Below are 14,012 nucleotides of genomic sequence, written 5' to 3'. Positions count from 1 at the left end.
ATGAGAACGATTCCCTTCGAGGTCCTCAAGGCCGAGTTGGCGCAGGACCTAAACGCCGGCCGAGCAGAGAACGAACTGCTCGTCAAGAGCGGACAGGTCGGACGCAGCGAAGAGGTGCTCGAAATGGAGCAACTCGAATCGGCCGAGAGACTGGCGGCAGTTGAGCCGCTTCTCCCGCTCATCGCGGTGTACGGAGCACTCATCACCGACATCCTTTTCGGGGGTATCCTGGACACCTCTGATTTGGATGACGACCCGGCTGAGTATTTGGCGTTCCGCACGGACTATCAGGCAATTCTCACTGCCTCTGTCATCGCGGTGCTTTCCAACCTCCAGGACAAGGGCCTCATTCAAAACGGAGTGGTGTAGTGAGCAACTTCTGGAACAGGCACCTCGGCGCCCCCGCGCCCGCCTACCAGCCGCCGGCACCGATGTACCAGCCGCAGGCGCCCCAGTACCAGCCCCAGTACGAGCAGCAGCCTCCAGCGCCTCGACAGGCCGCCCACGCCAGGGACTCCGAGATGTGCCCTGAGTGCGGAGGCAGCAACTACTTCGCCATCCCCACAGAACCTCGGGCCGGCAAGCGCTGCTATGAATGCGGCTACCCCAAGCTCCACAGCACCTCCGGGCTCAACATCAAGTCCGAGGGCAAGGCAACCCCTGCGCGACAGACGGTGGCGAACAAACAAGGCGGATTCTCGATGACAGTCGTCGGCCGCCTCGGATAACCGGAGAGTAATTGAGCACCATCCTCAATCCGGACGGAACCCTCCAGGACCCGTACCGGAACTACATCGCCCTGTCTCGATACGCCCGCTACCTGGAGACCGAACAGCGTCGGGAGACCTGGACGGAAACCGTAGACCGCTACTTCACGTTCATAACCCAGCATCTGGCCGACGAATACGACCACGTGCCGGACAAGGACCTGCTCTACGAGATGCGGGACGCCGTCCTCACCCACCAGATCATGCCGAGCATGCGCGCAGTCATGACGGCCGGCGAGGCGCTGGAACTGTCCAACATCGCCGGCTTCAACTGCTCCTACTTGCCATTGCTCGACATTCGGGCCTTCAGCGAACTGCTTTTCATCTTGATGAACGGGACCGGCGTCGGCTACAGCGTCGAGAAGCAGTACGTCGAGCAGCTCCCGGTAGTCCCTGACCTCCTGCGCATGGTGCCGGAGATGGTGATCACCGTCGGCGACAGCAAGCTGGGGTGGGCGGAGGCGTTCGACGAGCTTCTGCGTCTGGTGTGGCTGGACGGCATCATCCCCAGCATCGACATTTCCGAGGTGCGGCCGGCCGGCGCCCGCCTGCGCACCTTCGGTGGCCGTGCCTCCGGCCCCGAACCTCTCCAGGACCTCTTCGACTTCACGATCAAGCTGCTGCACGGTGCGGCCGGCCGCCGACTGCGCCCGATCGAGGCGCACGACCTGGCCTGCAAGATCGCCTCCGTGATCGTGGTGGGCGGCGTCCGCCGCAGCGCCATGATCTCCCTGTCCGACCTGAGTGACCAGGAGATGGCGCAGGCGAAGTCCGGGGCGTGGTGGGAGGACCACCCCTACCGGGCCCTGGCCAACAACAGCGCCGTCTACAGCGACGACATGAGCCGCGAAGACTTCGACGCCGAGTGGGCCACCCTCGTGGCCAGCGGCTCCGGCGAGCGCGGAATTTTCCACCGCGGCGCCGCCCAGCGCCAGGCCGCCAAATACGGGCGACGCGATGCAGATGTCGTGTACGGGACGAACCCGTGCTCGGAGATCATTCTGCGCCCGTTCAGCTTCTGCAACTTGTCCGAGATCGTGGTCCGCGAGGACGACACCGAGGACACGCTCGCCCGCAAGGTCGAACTGGCGACGATCCTGGGGACCTGGCAGAGCACGCTCACGGACTACCCCTTCCTGCGCGAGGAGTGGAGCCAGAACGCCGAGGAAGAGCGCCTGCTCGGCGTGAGCCTGACCGGATTCTTCGGCTCCGACCTGCTGGTCACCCAGCCAGCTGAGAAGCGCAACGCCCTGCTGGACGCCCTGCGTGAACTGGCGGCGTCGGTCAACGCCGTCTTCGCCGACGAACTGGGCATCGAGCACTCGCACGCCATCACGTGCGTCAAGCCGTCCGGCACGGTCAGTCAGCTCGTCGGGGTCTCCTCGGGCCTGCACACCTGGCACAGCGAGTACTACGTCCGCCGGGTCCGGGCCGACAAGAAGGACCCGCTCAGCCAGCTCATGCAGAGCTACGGCGTGCCGTGCGAAGACGACGTGATGTCTCCCTCGAACAACGTCTTCAGCTTCCCGATCAAGGCACCGCTCGGTGCGATCACCCGCGACCAGACCACCGCGGTCGACCACCTGAAGACCTGGCTCGATGTCCAGCGCCACTGGTGCGACCACAAGCCCTCGGTCACGATCTCGGTACGTAACGAGGAATGGGACGAGGTCGGGGACTGGGTGTGGGAGCACCTCGACGAGATCAGCGGCGTGAGCTTCCTGCCGCACTCCGACCACAGCTATCAGCAGGCGCCGTACGAGGAGTGCTCGCGCGAGGCGTACGAGGAGCTGCTGGCCCGGATGCCTGCGGAGATCCACTGGGAGGACCTGCCGTTCTGGGAGATCGAAGACTCCACGGTCGGCAGCCAGGAACTGGCGTGCACGGCCGGCGCGTGTGAGGTCGTCGACCTGGTCGCCTGACCGCGCCACGACGAGGGGCCACACCCGCACGGTGTGGCCCCTTCGCGCTTCTTGATCAGGACGTGCGCTCCTCGCGCAGGGGGAAGTAGGGGATGATCACGCCCGCGCCGAAGATCAAGGCGCCGCACAGGGCGAACATGGTCGCAGTCTCAGTCCCGTGGAACGGCAGGACCAGGTGGTGGCGTGCCCCGGATATGACGGCGGTCAGGCTGAGGCCCGCGTAGAGGACCCCGCAGAGGCCGGCGACGGCGGATGCCCAGAAGCCGATGCGCACGCGCAGGCCGAGGTCACTGGCACCGATTGCCAGGTAGCTGAAGCCCAGCGTGACGGCGCTTGAGGCGAGGGCCACGAAGGTGAAGTAGATGCAGGCGTAGGCGATCGGTCTGTCGCACAGCGGTCCGCCGGAGGCTGTGTCGGCGGCCAGAAGACGCAGGCTGGTGCCGGTGTACTTGCTGGCCAGGTTGTTCTGGGCGAAGAGAATGGCCATCGCGGTCACGGTCGCAACAGCGACGGAGCTGATCAGCAGCAGCACCCGGTGGTAGCAGGTGTGCTCCAGGATCCACCACGCCAGCAGGGCCAGGACGCAGACCAGCAGGCTGACGACGGCTACGCCGGAGATGGCGGTGGCCAGCCCGACCTCCGTGGCGTCGGCAAACGGCTTGACGACCATCGGGTCGGCGAAGGTCATGGCGATGCACCCGAAGGCCATGGCTGTGCCGGCGAGCGCAGCCCCGACGGACTGGCTGCCGGACCGATTCCGGGCACGACGGAAGAGATCGAACGTTGCGAGGAATCCGAGGGCGAGTGCTCCTGTGTAGAACGCGGACTTCAAAACTAAGGCTCCATGGTCTCCGCAGCGCGCCGTGCGGCTTCGGACATCCGGCGACGTCCGGGACGCTTGCGTTGTTGAGCAGGTGGGGGGAGGGGTGGATCCTCCTGGACGCCTGCCGCCTCGGCCCGTTCCCGGACGAGCGCCTCGATGTCCGCCAGATCCTTTTCAGGCAGACGGGCCATGAGGGTCAGCAATTCGCGGATGTGGGGGCTCCCGAACATTCGAACCGCAGGCAAATCTGTTACATCGTACAAGGGAAAGAAGAAACCGGGCGAAACGCCCAGCGCCGCGGCGAGATCCTCAACCGTCTGTATGCGGGGGTTGTCGTTGGTGCCGTCCGCGATCTTGCCGACCGTGGTGTGTGACATGCCCCTGCCGTCCAGCTTGGTGGCGTCAGAGAGTGTCCGAACGGTCCACGGAACCCCGTCTGGCCCCATGCTGCGGAGCATGAGAAAGCTCAGCTTGAAGGCCAAGGATCTGTTGTCGCTCACGAGATGGTCCCCCTGTTCGCCGGCGGCCGGTCGTGTCCGCCGTCGTACCCCTTGGCCAGTGTCTGGATCATCGCAACCTACCTGTATGCGCCCTGCGATTGTCTATTGGAAAGTTTAGTTGACAACGGTGCGACTTGCCCCGCATCCTCGGGTGACGGACGCTGACCGCCGGGGTGTACGCCGGCCGGTCCCTCTACTGCCAGAGGTGCGACCTGCGGCGGCCGACGGGGTATGGAGCAATCACGGTGGAGATTGAAGGTGGGCTGGGCCTGCGGGTCCCGGCGTCCGTCGCAGAGGTCCTGGACGACGTCCTCACCAGTGAGACTCTCGCACGGATGGTCGAGGACGGCCTCGTCAAATGCATGGTGCACCTGACTACCGGCATCGTCACCTACAAGCTCGCCTCCGAGGTCGCGACTGTTCTGTAGTCCGCAGTCCTCCGGCTGCCGTCTCACCTGTCGGCGGCCGGGATCGAGCCCCCGGTCATCACCCCCCTGGTGGCCGGGGGCTTTCTTGTGTCTGGATTCCGTGATCAAGCCGTGACGCTCACGAGCAACTCGACTCTCTGTCTCTGACCTGCATCGACACCTAATCTCCTACTTGAACAACAAGTTGGCTCAACTTGTGGAACAAGAAGGGGGGTTCGTGTGGCGCCGTCGCCCGAGGCACTCGCACTCATGGCCCAGCTCAACAAGAAGTACGGGCCCGAGACCATGATCATGGCCTCTCAGATGAGGCAGGTCTCGCCGTTCGCCACGGGCTGTCTGCCTCTCGACATCATTCTCGGAGGCGGGTTCCCCGCGAACAAGTGGACCGAGATCATCGGCTTCGAGTCCAGCGGCAAGACCACCGTCGTCCACAAGACCATCGCCCACCAGCAGGCCAAGAACCCTGAGTTCTCCACCCTGTGGATCGCGGCCGAGGACTACGACAAGGAGTGGGCGCAGCAGCTCGGCGTCGACACCGACCAGGTCGTGGTCGCGGAGATCCGGGCCATGGAAGAGGCGTACGAGGTCATGCTGGAGTTCGCCGCCTCCCGCGCGGTCGACGCCATCGTCCTCGACTCCTACCCGGCGCTCGTCGCCTCGGAGGAGGACGCCAAGGCCATGGACGAACTGTCCGTGTCGCCCGGCGCGCGGATCACCAACAAGTTCTACCGCAAGGCCGGCAAAGCAACGAAGCGCAGCCACCTCACCGACGAGCGCGCGGTCATGGGCATCGTCATCAACCAGTGGCGCGAGAAGGTCGGGGGCTTCAGCCCGCAGGGCACCCCCAAGACCACGCCCGGCGGCCTCGGCAAGAACTTCGCCTACTGGACCCGCCTGGAAGTCTCCCGCGCGGAGTTCCTCGACGAGCCTATCCCCGGCAAGGGCAAGAGCCGCGTCGGCCAGGCCATGAAGTTCAAGACGGTTAAGCACAAGTCCGCCGGCCCGCAGAAGACCGCCGAGACGCACTTCTACTGGGACGACTCGCCCTCCCGCGGCATCACCGCCGGCTCCTGGGACGTCGTACGCGACCTCATGACCTGGGGCGTCTACTTCGACGTCATCACGCGCCGCGGTCGGTACTTCGACTTCGGTGAGCGCACCTGGGACCTGAAGGACGCGATCATCGACTCCCTGCGAGGCGAACTCGATCTCCAGGACGAAGTCGCCGAAGCCGTCCTGCGCGCCGTCACGAACCCCGAGGCGTTGGAGGTCGCAGCGTGACGGGAGCCCTTGCGGCCCTGGCCCTCGCGGAAGCCGGCTACATCACCTTCGTCTCCTGGCGGGCCAGCCGATACCTGCGCCGGAAATCCGACGAGATCGACCAGCTCCTGGAGCTGATCCGAAAGAGGCTCACGGGTGACGAACCGCGGCCTTAAAAGGTCCCAGCGGCAGGAAAAGGGACTCGCCTCGAAATACGACGGCAAGGTCAGCCCCGGATCGGGAAACGGCTGGATTCACAAGAACGACGTCCGCAATGACACGTTCTCCTTCGAAGCCAAGACCACCGAGAAGCGCCAGTACACGCTCAAGCTCGACGACCTCAAACTCGCCGAACGACACGCACTGCTCTCCGGGAGAGAAATGGTCTTCGTCATCGAAATGGGAGGGAGGAATTGGATGGTGCTCTCCCAGGAAACCTTCGACACCATCCTGGAGACCTAGTGGCACTGTTCTCCCGATGCTCGGCCCCCGACTGGACCGGCGGCGACGACCCCGAACACGAGGCGAAGTGCCGTAAGTACCAGACCCCTTCGCGCGACAACGACCCCTGGTTCGACGACCTCCGGGAAGCCGCCGCGATCTGCAACGGGGACACCGACGGAACCATCTGCCCGATGCGCCAGCGCTGCCTGGACTGGGCGATGAAGAACTGCGAACGCTACGGCGTCTGGGGCGGAATGCTCCCCAACGACCGAGCCAAGCTCCGCAAGAAGTACCGCAACCAGAAGAAACCGGAGACGTGGCCATGGCAGCCCTCAAGCGAAAGGCTCCCCGAGCCGTAAAGCGCCGGGCCCCGATACCCACCAACCTCTCCGATTTCCTCGCCGAGAAGCGGGGCGCCGGCGAAGAGAACTTCCTCGGCACAGTCCGCACTCACATCGTCGAGAAGAACAAGGCCGACAACTCCCGTCGGCAGGACATCATCCACCCCTCGGAGATGGTCAAGGACGACTGGTGCCCCAAGGCCACCTTCCTGCGGATCACGACCGGCGTCCACCACAAGCAGTCCTTCGGCTTCCAGTCGCTGAACATCTTCGACACCGGACACGAGTCGCACCGCAAGTGGCAGAACCGGGCCTGGGACATCGACTGGCTGGAGGGCATGTTCACGTGCCTCAACTGCGACGAGAAATGGTGGGCAAAGAGCCCCAAGCAGTGCCAGTCCTGCCAGAGCACCGCCCTTGAGTACGCCGAAGTGCCGCTGTCCGCCGAGGCCACCCACCTGATCGCCGGCCACAGCGACGGCATGCTCACACCGGCCCGCAGCCTGCTGGAGATCAAGACCGTGGGGGAGGGGACGGTGCGGTTCGAGGAGCCCGAGCGCCTCGCGAAGTACCTGGTCACCCTCCCCGACGGCAGCAAGATGGTCGACTTGCCGGCCATGTGGTCATCCATCAAGGTGCCCTTCCCCAGCCACATCCGCCAGGGACAGATCTACCTCTGGATGGCCAGGAACCTCGGGCTCGACGTCGACCGGATGACCTACGTCTACGAGTCGAAATTCAACCAGGACGTACGGCAGTTCGTCGTCCGCTACAACCCCGCCATCGTCGACCCACTCCTCGAAGTGGCCCTCGACATCAAGGAGCGGATCGCTGCCCAGAAGGACGCTCCCGACTGCGTCAACGGCGATGTCTGCAAGCAGTGCAAGCCCTACCAGGAGAGCAGCGATGGCGAGGACGCCCCTCGACGAGGACGACGACAGCCTCTCGACGAGGACGACGCAGAAGCTCGGACGCAAGGGTCTGAAGCTGCGCAGCCGGCCCGAGGACGACATGCCGGATCTGCCGGCCAACCTGACGGAGCTGATCGACGACAAGCTGATGGAGCTGTTCGTCGAACTGACGCGGTGGGCCGAGTACGCCGGAACACAGCTAGCAGCAGCAGCGGTCGACGAGAAGGCCGCTGAAGCCCACCTCGAACGCTGCAAGGCCATGGCCGCAGTCAAGGCCAAGCACGAGAAGTCGGTGACCGCGCAGAAGGCCGCAGCCGCCTCCGACGAGGACGTCCTCGAAGCCGACTCCCTGTACCGCCAGACCTACGCGGTCCGAAAGCTCACCGAAGCCATCTACAGCGGCGCCGACCGAAAGGCCGCCGTCGTCTCCCGCGAACTGACCCGGCGCATCGGCCGGAGCGACCGAGAAAGCAGAGCAACACGATGGTCCGCCTGAACCCTCGCCGGCTGATAGCCGCGGCACTGACGGTCACCGCCAACGGGTGCGCTGCCGGCGCCGGAGCCCTCCTCGCGCTCGTCACCATCGGCGCCATCGGCTGGACACCGCTCCTGTTCGCCCTCATCACCGCCGCCGCCTTCGGCTTCAGCATCGCGGCCGAGATCGTCGAGAACCCCAAGAAGGGCCCGAAGCATGCAGCACGTTGACTCCGGCCAGCTCTGGCTCGACAAGACCAGCAAGGGCGAACGCGTCGTCTACGTCCAGTCCATCACGCCCAACTTCGGCGGCTACGCGAACTGCATCTCGTACAACTTCGGCAAGGGCACGCGCAGGTACACGCAGATCAAGCTCGCCGGCTTCACCAACCAGTTCCGCTGCCTCGCCACCTGAGAGACCTGTGACCACCCCAACCTTCCGCAGCGACATCACCGTCGAGCTGGTCAAGCACAACGCCGCCGACACCGACGTCCTCTTCGCCGCCCGCGTCTCCACCGGCACCAAGACTCTCGTCGGTGAAACCGGGGACCTCGCCAAGAGGGACCTCGGCCTCATCAACTACCTGATGCGGGACAAGCACGGCAGCCCCTTCGAGCACAACTCCATGACCTTCCGGATCGAAGCCCCCATCTTCGTCATCCGGGAGTGGATGAGGCACAGATCTGGCTGGAGCTATAACGAGGAGAGCGGGCGCTACACCGAACTCAAGCCCGTCTTCTACATCCCGAGCCTCGACCGGAAGCTGGTCCAGGAGGGAAAGCCCGGACGCTACACGTTCGTCAAGGGCACAGCCGCCCAGCACGAGATCGTCAGCCGGGTCATGGAGTACGCGTACCAGGAAGCGTACGAGGCGTACCAGGTCCTCCTCGACGCCGGCATCGCCCGCGAGGTCGCCCGCTCGACCCTCCCCGTCGGCCTCTTCTCCTCCATGTACGCCACCTGCAACGCACGCTCGCTGATGCACTTCCTCGGCCTGCGCACCGCCGACGAGCGGGCCACCTTCCCGTCCTTCCCGCAGCGGGAGATCGAGATGGCAGCGGAGCAGATGGAACGTTTCTGGGCCCAGCTCATGCCCGCCACCCACACCGCCTTCAACACCCACGGCCGCGTCGCCCCCTGACGACGCCCTACGAAAGGCACCCCTTGCCCGGCCTCTTCGACCCGATCCTCGACATGCTTCCCACCAAGGCCCGCGTCATCAAGGACCTCACCAGCAGCCGCTACAACGTGCACTTCGCCAGGGTCGAGCCCGGCAGCGGCGCCGCGATCAACCAGGGCCGCTTCAACGGCGTCCGCGGTCAGATCGAGTTCACCACCCCGCCGTACGTCAACACCGAGCCGGTCCTCCGCCTCACCCGCCCCGAGTGCGACACCCTCTACGACGCCCTGGGCAAGGCGCTCGACAAGACGGCCGAGAAGGTCCTGAAGGACGATCTCGCCGCCGCGAACAAGAACCTCGCGCAGGCCGAGCAGGACCGCGACGACGCCCGCAACCGCAACCGCGTCCTGGTCCAGGAAGCGGGCCGGCACAAGAACGAGCTGCGAGAGACCCAGGCCCGCCTCGCCCAGGTCTCCGAGATGTACTCCGGCCTCCTGGACCGGCTGAGCAAGTGACCCTCAGCCCCGCCCCGCACGCGACCCGATGCGCCTGCGGCCGGCTGATCGCAGCCGACGAATACGCGGGCCAGGTCGACGGTCACACCGTCTGCGAAGTCTGCGCGGCCCCCGAGTGGGACGACGACTACGCCACCGCCTACGACTACCTCTGACCAACCCGGAGCACCCACTTGACCAACGTCACCGACTTCCGTCCGTGGCCGAAGATCCCGCGCTTCAACCGAGAGTTCGTCCTGACGGAGATGATCAACGGCAGCAACTCGCAGGTCGCCGTCAAGCGCCTGACCGAGGACGAGGACCCTGCCCGCTACCTCAACGGGCACGGCTACAGCGTCGTCTCCAAGGAGGACGGGCTGTACGTCCTGCGCGCCGGCAGCCACAAGCGGTGGATCGCCCCCAACCGCCAGAAGATGGACGGCACTCAGGCCCTCGACCACTTCGACTTCGCCGCCTGGGTCGCCGACAACGCCAGCGCCCTGGCCAACCTCGGCGAAGGCGTCCACCACGGCGAGTGGTACGGCCGCGGCATCCAACACGGATACGGCATGACCGGCCGCCGCTGGGCCCTGTTCAACACCACCCGCTGGGGCACCCGCGGCCAGGGACTGCCCGACGAGTCACCGGCTGAACTGACCGTCGTCCCCGAACTCGCCCGCGTACGCGGACACCTCCTCAACGAGGCCATCCGAGACTGCCTGCGCCTGCTGCGCACCCTCGGCTCCGTCGCAGAAGCGGGGGCCAAGGCCGAAGGGATCGTCATCTACAGCGCCGTGGCCAACCAGTGCTACAAGGTCCTGCTGGAGAACGACGACCTCCCCAAGGGGCTGGTCGCATGACCACGTACGTACCGGTGCTGTACCTGGTCGTCGCCTTCATCATGGCCGTGGCCGTCCGCAAGCCCATCGCCCAGGCCATGAACCTCGACTACGACCGCAGCGACACCCACGACTTCGTCATCGCCGCCATGTTCGTCGTCATCGCCGCTCTGATCTGGCCGATGTCTCTGCTCGTCTGGTGGGCCCTGCCGCCTCGTCCCGAGGGCGAGCGCCTGTGACCACCACACCTCGCAACCAAGTCGTCGGCTACCTCGCGGCTGCCGCCTACATGGCCACCATCCCCGCCGCCAACATCGCCCTGCACCGCTACGGAATCGTCTCCGTGGGCTTCGGCGTCAAGGCGCCGTCCGCTGTGTTCCTCGCCGGACCCGCCCTCGTACTCCGAGACCTGGTCCAGTGGGCACTCGGACGCAAGGCCGCCGTCATCGCCCTGGTCTTCGGCGTCATCCTGTCCTTCGTGGCAGCCGACCCGGCCGTGGCCCTGGCCAGCGCAGTGGCGTTCGCCGTCTCCGAAGCCGCCGACATGGCCGTCTTCAGCCGGCTCACACCCCACTGGATCCGCGCAGTCTTCGCCGGAGGAGTCGTCGGCATCCTGCTGGACTCCCTGCTCTTCCTCTCCATCGCCTTCGGCTCGCTCGACTTCCTCGGCGGGCAGATCATCGGCAAGCTCTACGGAGTCCTCCTCGGCTCCCTCGTCGTGGCGCTGCGGCGTCGCGCCGCTAGGTGACGTTCTTCCTCGGAACGCACATCCCCTCCTGGCTCGGCAACGCCAACGTCCCCCTGTTCGTGTCGCACCGCCGACTGATCGGCCGCAAGACCTTCCCCAGAGCCATCAACACCTGGGCACTGGACAGCGGAGGCTTCACCGAGATCTCCATGCACGGCCGGTGGACCATCAGCCCGGCCACCTACGTCGAGGCCGTACGCCGCTACCGCGACGAGATATCCAACCTCGCCTGGGCAAGCCCCCAGGACTGGATGTGCGAACCGTGGATCACCCAGAAGACCGGCCTGACCGTCACCGAGCACCAGCACCGCACCGTCAACAACTACCTCGAACTCAAGGCAGCAGCTCCTGACCTGCCGTTCGCCCCAGTCCTACAGGGCTGGGAGCGCATCGACTACCAGCGCTGCGCCGACATGTACGAGAAGGCCGGCGTCGACCTGGCCGCCGAACCGATCGTCGGTATCGGATCCGTCTGCCGGCGCCAGCACATGGACGAAGCCGTCGACATCATCACCGACGCGACCGATCGAGGATTCCGGGTCCACGGCTTCGGCTTCAAGATCACGGGGCTCAGGCGAGTAGGCCACCTGCTCACCTCCTCGGACTCCATGTCCTGGAGCTTTCACGCTCGCCACCGGCCCCCGCTTCCTGGCTGCACCCACAAGACCTGCGCGAACTGCCGCCGCTACGCCCTGCGTTGGCGCGAGAAGCCACTGGCGGCGATCGAGGAAGCCCGCGCGAACAACCCCTACCACCTGGAGCAAGCAGCATGACCCGACGCAAGACCGCTCTGATCGCCGGCATAGCCGCCCTGCTCGGCGCCTGCCTGAGCGCCTGCGGCATGAGCGAGAAGTACTCCGAGCCGTTCCGCGACGCGCCCCGCGCCAACACCGACAACGGCCCCGCCACCGTCTTCACGATGCCCGACGGCTTCGGCAACGGCGCCACGAAGTGCCTGACCGGCACCGGGGTCCGCGTCACCACCCTGTACCACCAGGACAGCGACTACGGCAGCGTGTCGACGATCCTCGACCCCGCCTGCAAGTGACCGACGGCCCCGATCTCGGGGCGATCGAAGAGCGGTGGGCCAAGGCAGTCCCCGGACCCTACGAGTTCTGGCTCGACGAGGGATCCATGGCCTGGGTCGTCGACAAGGACAGCCGCCGGATCGCCCAGGTCCACGGCTTCTACTGGCTCACCGCCCACGCCTTTGCTCACGCACCCACCGACATCCGTGCCCTGCTGGACGAGGTCCAGCGACTTCGAGGAACCACCCATGACTCAGCGAGTTGAGACCGGCCAGATCTGGGCCGACACCGATCCCCGTCGTGCCGGACGCAAGCTTCGCATCGACGACGTCAAGGCGAACTTCGCCTTCTGCACCGTCATGCAGAACACCTACGAGGTCCAGGCGAAGATCGACACCTACGGGTTCGGCGCCGCACAGGACCGCCGCGGCACCACCACCCGGATCGGGCTGTCCCGCTTCTACGACGAGAAGTACCGGCTGTGCGACCCCACCGAACTCCAGGCCATGAGCGTCGCGCACTACGGCAACGTCCTGCGGCTGCCGAGCGCCTGCACCGACCTGTCCCAGCACAGGTGGGTCCCGGTCACCGTCACCTACAGCCAGACGGCCCGGCCGTTCTTCCACCGGCCCGCTGAGCCCGACGCCTACGTGGTCGTCGCCGTGTGCCCCAAGTGCTGGACGCACACCGAGTTCCCCTCCAAGCGCATCCCCGCCCCGACCACCCCCGGAGACCTCGCCGCATGAGCCCGCTGCCCGAAGTTCTGGCCCTCGGCGGATACGCGTACGCCGGCAAGGACTCCGTCGCCAACGTCCTCGTCGAGCGGTACGGATACACCCCCATCCGGTTCGCCGACGCCGTCCGCGACGTGCTGGAGACCATGAACCCGCTCGTGCCCACCCCGTACGGGGCGGTCAACCTCGCCTGGGTCCTCAAGGACGTCGGCTGGGACGTCGCCAAGCGGGAGTACCCCGAGGTCCGCCGGCTGATGCAGCGCCTCGGCGGCTCGGTCCGCGAGCACATCGGTGACGACGCCTGGATACAGGCCGCGCTCAAGAAGGCCGAGGGCCACCCGCGCGTCGTCTACACCGACGTCCGGCACAAGAACGAGCTGGAAGCCGTGGCCGGCCTGGACCACTACAGCATCTGGATATCCCGTCCCGGTGTCGGCCCGCTCAACCAGGACGTCTCCGAGAACACCCTCGGCCGGCTCGACTTCGACTTCGGGTTCTTCAACGAGGACGAGTTGGAGGACCTGCCCGACATGGTGGGCCTGTTCATGCACGACATCTTCGGGGTGGAGCCATGACCGTCTGCCTCGGCATCGACCAGTCCTACTCCGGGCTCGCGATGGTGGCCTACGACAGCGACTCGCAGCGACGCTACAGCTACCTCCACGCCTTCGCAGCCGACAGGTACACCACCCAGTCCGACCGCCTCGACGCCGTCCAGCTCCAGATCGGCCTCAACATCGACGACATCACGACCATGTTCGGCCGCATCGACGTCGTCGCCATGGAGGGCTACGCGCCCGGCTCGAAGTTCGGCCGCGAACTCGCTGGCGAACTCGGGGGAGCGGTGAAGCTCGCCCTCCTCGACAAGCTGAACAAGCCCGCCTGCTACCCGCTCGTCGTCGCCCCTACCAAGCTCAAGAAGTACACCACCGGCAAGGGCACCGCGGCCAAGGCCGAGATGCTGCTGGCGGTCTACAAGAAGTGGGGCGTCACCTACGACGACGACAACCTGGCCGACGCGTACAGCCTCGCCCGAGCCGCCAACACCTGGTTCACCGGCACCGGCACCAAGGCCGAGACGGAGAGCCTGAAAGACCTCAAACGCTTCAAAGGCGAAACTCACCTCGTCTGAGCAAGAGCCCTGCCATTCCGGCGGGGCTCTTCGCGTATTAACACAA

At 65.9% G+C, this 14,012-nt stretch carries 26 protein-coding genes; 24 read left to right on the top strand and 2 right to left on the bottom strand.

Going from position 1 to position 14,012, the window contains the following annotated elements:
* Genes ACFULQ_RS07625 through ACFULQ_RS07615 form a run of 3 tightly spaced genes read left to right on the top strand, consistent with a single transcriptional unit; the run spans nucleotide 1 to nucleotide 2,689 of the window.
* Entirely contained in the window at nucleotides 1-369 is a 369-nt protein-coding gene (locus ACFULQ_RS07625) for a hypothetical protein (protein WP_383539544.1), read from the top strand.
* Nucleotides 369-728, top strand: coding sequence for a hypothetical protein (locus tag ACFULQ_RS07620; protein ID WP_383539541.1), 360 nt, complete (start codon nucleotides 369-371; stop codon nucleotides 726-728). Before ACFULQ_RS07625 ends, ACFULQ_RS07620 begins: the two co-directional genes overlap by 1 nt.
* An 11-nt stretch (nucleotides 729-739) precedes the next feature.
* Nucleotides 740-2,689 carry a hypothetical protein gene (locus ACFULQ_RS07615; RefSeq protein WP_383539538.1) on the top strand — a complete coding sequence of 650 codons (1,950 nt, stop codon included), beginning with the start codon at nucleotides 740-742 and terminating at the stop codon, nucleotides 2,687-2,689.
* A 55-nt stretch (nucleotides 2,690-2,744) separates the two neighbouring features.
* On the opposite strand, the gene ACFULQ_RS07610 is transcribed toward ACFULQ_RS07615, so the two are convergent.
* Together ACFULQ_RS07610 and ACFULQ_RS07605 are read right to left on the bottom strand one after the other, a co-directional pair.
* The gene (locus ACFULQ_RS07610) at nucleotides 2,745-3,377 is read right to left on the bottom strand and encodes a hypothetical protein (RefSeq protein WP_383539536.1); all 633 of its coding nucleotides are present in this window, start codon (nucleotides 3,375-3,377) and stop codon (nucleotides 2,745-2,747) included.
* Between the two features lie 146 nt (nucleotides 3,378-3,523).
* Entirely contained in the window at nucleotides 3,524-4,012 is a 489-nt protein-coding gene (locus ACFULQ_RS07605) for a hypothetical protein (RefSeq protein ID WP_383539533.1), read from the bottom strand.
* A 245-nt stretch (nucleotides 4,013-4,257) separates the two neighbouring features.
* Between ACFULQ_RS07605 and ACFULQ_RS07600 the strand changes: the two genes are divergently transcribed.
* The 21 genes from ACFULQ_RS07600 to ACFULQ_RS07500 all read left to right on the top strand — a co-directional run bounded on the left by ACFULQ_RS07600 (nucleotide 4,258) and on the right by ACFULQ_RS07500 (nucleotide 13,966).
* On the top strand, nucleotides 4,258-4,440 hold the full coding sequence (locus ACFULQ_RS07600; RefSeq protein ID WP_383539530.1) for a hypothetical protein: 183 nt from the start codon (nucleotides 4,258-4,260) through the stop codon (nucleotides 4,438-4,440).
* A gap of 219 nt (nucleotides 4,441-4,659) precedes the next feature.
* On the top strand, nucleotides 4,660-5,721 hold the full coding sequence (locus ACFULQ_RS07595; protein WP_383539528.1) for a hypothetical protein: 1,062 nt from the start codon (nucleotides 4,660-4,662) through the stop codon (nucleotides 5,719-5,721).
* A complete protein-coding gene (locus ACFULQ_RS07590; protein WP_383539526.1) occupies nucleotides 5,718-5,876 on the top strand; it encodes a hypothetical protein in 159 nt (52 codons plus the stop codon). The genes ACFULQ_RS07595 and ACFULQ_RS07590 overlap by 4 nt, the downstream gene beginning before the upstream one ends.
* Complete coding sequence (locus ACFULQ_RS07585) at nucleotides 5,857-6,162, top strand: hypothetical protein (RefSeq protein ID WP_383539523.1); 306 nt, start codon at nucleotides 5,857-5,859, stop codon at nucleotides 6,160-6,162. The genes ACFULQ_RS07590 and ACFULQ_RS07585 overlap by 20 nt, the downstream gene beginning before the upstream one ends.
* On the top strand, nucleotides 6,162-6,503 hold the full coding sequence (locus ACFULQ_RS07580; protein WP_383539520.1) for a WhiB family transcriptional regulator: 342 nt from the start codon (nucleotides 6,162-6,164) through the stop codon (nucleotides 6,501-6,503). The genes ACFULQ_RS07585 and ACFULQ_RS07580 overlap by 1 nt, the downstream gene beginning before the upstream one ends.
* Complete coding sequence (locus ACFULQ_RS07575) at nucleotides 6,467-7,630, top strand: hypothetical protein (RefSeq protein ID WP_383539517.1); 1,164 nt, start codon at nucleotides 6,467-6,469, stop codon at nucleotides 7,628-7,630. The genes ACFULQ_RS07580 and ACFULQ_RS07575 overlap by 37 nt, the downstream gene beginning before the upstream one ends.
* A 25-nt stretch (nucleotides 7,631-7,655) precedes the next feature.
* Complete coding sequence (locus ACFULQ_RS07570; protein WP_383539515.1) at nucleotides 7,656-7,892, top strand: hypothetical protein; 237 nt, start codon at nucleotides 7,656-7,658, stop codon at nucleotides 7,890-7,892.
* On the top strand, nucleotides 7,880-8,101 hold the full coding sequence (locus ACFULQ_RS07565) for a hypothetical protein (RefSeq protein WP_383539512.1): 222 nt from the start codon (nucleotides 7,880-7,882) through the stop codon (nucleotides 8,099-8,101). Before ACFULQ_RS07570 ends, ACFULQ_RS07565 begins: the two co-directional genes overlap by 13 nt.
* Complete coding sequence (locus ACFULQ_RS07560) at nucleotides 8,088-8,285, top strand: hypothetical protein (protein WP_383539509.1); 198 nt, start codon at nucleotides 8,088-8,090, stop codon at nucleotides 8,283-8,285. The genes ACFULQ_RS07565 and ACFULQ_RS07560 overlap by 14 nt, the downstream gene beginning before the upstream one ends.
* 7 nt (nucleotides 8,286-8,292) lie before the next feature.
* On the top strand, nucleotides 8,293-9,012 hold the full coding sequence (gene thyX / locus ACFULQ_RS07555) for an FAD-dependent thymidylate synthase (RefSeq protein ID WP_383539506.1): 720 nt from the start codon (nucleotides 8,293-8,295) through the stop codon (nucleotides 9,010-9,012).
* Nucleotides 9,013-9,035: 23 nt separating this feature from the next.
* Nucleotides 9,036-9,506, top strand: coding sequence for a hypothetical protein (locus ACFULQ_RS07550; RefSeq protein ID WP_383539504.1), 471 nt, complete (start codon nucleotides 9,036-9,038; stop codon nucleotides 9,504-9,506).
* Nucleotides 9,503-9,661 (top strand): hypothetical protein, encoded by a 159-nt coding sequence (locus tag ACFULQ_RS07545; protein ID WP_383539502.1) that lies wholly within the window; start codon nucleotides 9,503-9,505, stop codon nucleotides 9,659-9,661. The genes ACFULQ_RS07550 and ACFULQ_RS07545 overlap by 4 nt, the downstream gene beginning before the upstream one ends.
* An 18-nt stretch (nucleotides 9,662-9,679) precedes the next feature.
* Complete coding sequence (locus ACFULQ_RS07540; RefSeq protein WP_383539500.1) at nucleotides 9,680-10,345, top strand: hypothetical protein; 666 nt, start codon at nucleotides 9,680-9,682, stop codon at nucleotides 10,343-10,345.
* Complete coding sequence (locus tag ACFULQ_RS07535) at nucleotides 10,342-10,563, top strand: hypothetical protein (RefSeq protein ID WP_383539498.1); 222 nt, start codon at nucleotides 10,342-10,344, stop codon at nucleotides 10,561-10,563. Before ACFULQ_RS07540 ends, ACFULQ_RS07535 begins: the two co-directional genes overlap by 4 nt.
* Nucleotides 10,560-11,072: a VUT family protein gene (locus tag ACFULQ_RS07530; RefSeq protein ID WP_383539496.1), complete on the top strand. Its 513-nt coding sequence runs from the start codon at nucleotides 10,560-10,562 to the stop codon at nucleotides 11,070-11,072. Before ACFULQ_RS07535 ends, ACFULQ_RS07530 begins: the two co-directional genes overlap by 4 nt.
* Nucleotides 11,069-11,845, top strand: a complete 777-nt coding sequence (locus ACFULQ_RS07525) for a hypothetical protein (protein ID WP_383539494.1) — start codon at nucleotides 11,069-11,071, stop codon at nucleotides 11,843-11,845. The genes ACFULQ_RS07530 and ACFULQ_RS07525 overlap by 4 nt, the downstream gene beginning before the upstream one ends.
* Nucleotides 11,842-12,120 carry a hypothetical protein gene (locus ACFULQ_RS07520; RefSeq protein ID WP_383539492.1) on the top strand — a complete coding sequence of 93 codons (279 nt, stop codon included), beginning with the start codon at nucleotides 11,842-11,844 and terminating at the stop codon, nucleotides 12,118-12,120. Before ACFULQ_RS07525 ends, ACFULQ_RS07520 begins: the two co-directional genes overlap by 4 nt.
* Nucleotides 12,117-12,365, top strand: a complete 249-nt coding sequence (locus tag ACFULQ_RS07515; RefSeq protein ID WP_383539490.1) for a hypothetical protein — start codon at nucleotides 12,117-12,119, stop codon at nucleotides 12,363-12,365. Before ACFULQ_RS07520 ends, ACFULQ_RS07515 begins: the two co-directional genes overlap by 4 nt.
* On the top strand, nucleotides 12,349-12,846 hold the full coding sequence (locus ACFULQ_RS07510; RefSeq protein ID WP_383539487.1) for a hypothetical protein: 498 nt from the start codon (nucleotides 12,349-12,351) through the stop codon (nucleotides 12,844-12,846). The genes ACFULQ_RS07515 and ACFULQ_RS07510 overlap by 17 nt, the downstream gene beginning before the upstream one ends.
* Nucleotides 12,843-13,409 carry a hypothetical protein gene (locus ACFULQ_RS07505; protein ID WP_383539485.1) on the top strand — a complete coding sequence of 189 codons (567 nt, stop codon included), beginning with the start codon at nucleotides 12,843-12,845 and terminating at the stop codon, nucleotides 13,407-13,409. Before ACFULQ_RS07510 ends, ACFULQ_RS07505 begins: the two co-directional genes overlap by 4 nt.
* On the top strand, nucleotides 13,406-13,966 hold the full coding sequence (locus ACFULQ_RS07500; RefSeq protein WP_383539483.1) for a hypothetical protein: 561 nt from the start codon (nucleotides 13,406-13,408) through the stop codon (nucleotides 13,964-13,966). The genes ACFULQ_RS07505 and ACFULQ_RS07500 overlap by 4 nt, the downstream gene beginning before the upstream one ends.
* The last annotated feature ends 46 nt before the right edge of the window (nucleotides 13,967-14,012 follow it).

The sequence above is a fragment of the Streptomyces sp. NPDC057253 genome (assembly GCF_042669125.1).
In the GTDB taxonomy this organism is placed as follows: domain Bacteria; phylum Actinomycetota; class Actinomycetes; order Streptomycetales; family Streptomycetaceae; genus Streptomyces.
The sequence above is the reverse complement of the archived record's forward strand: the minus strand, read 5'-3'. Positions and strand labels throughout refer to the sequence as shown.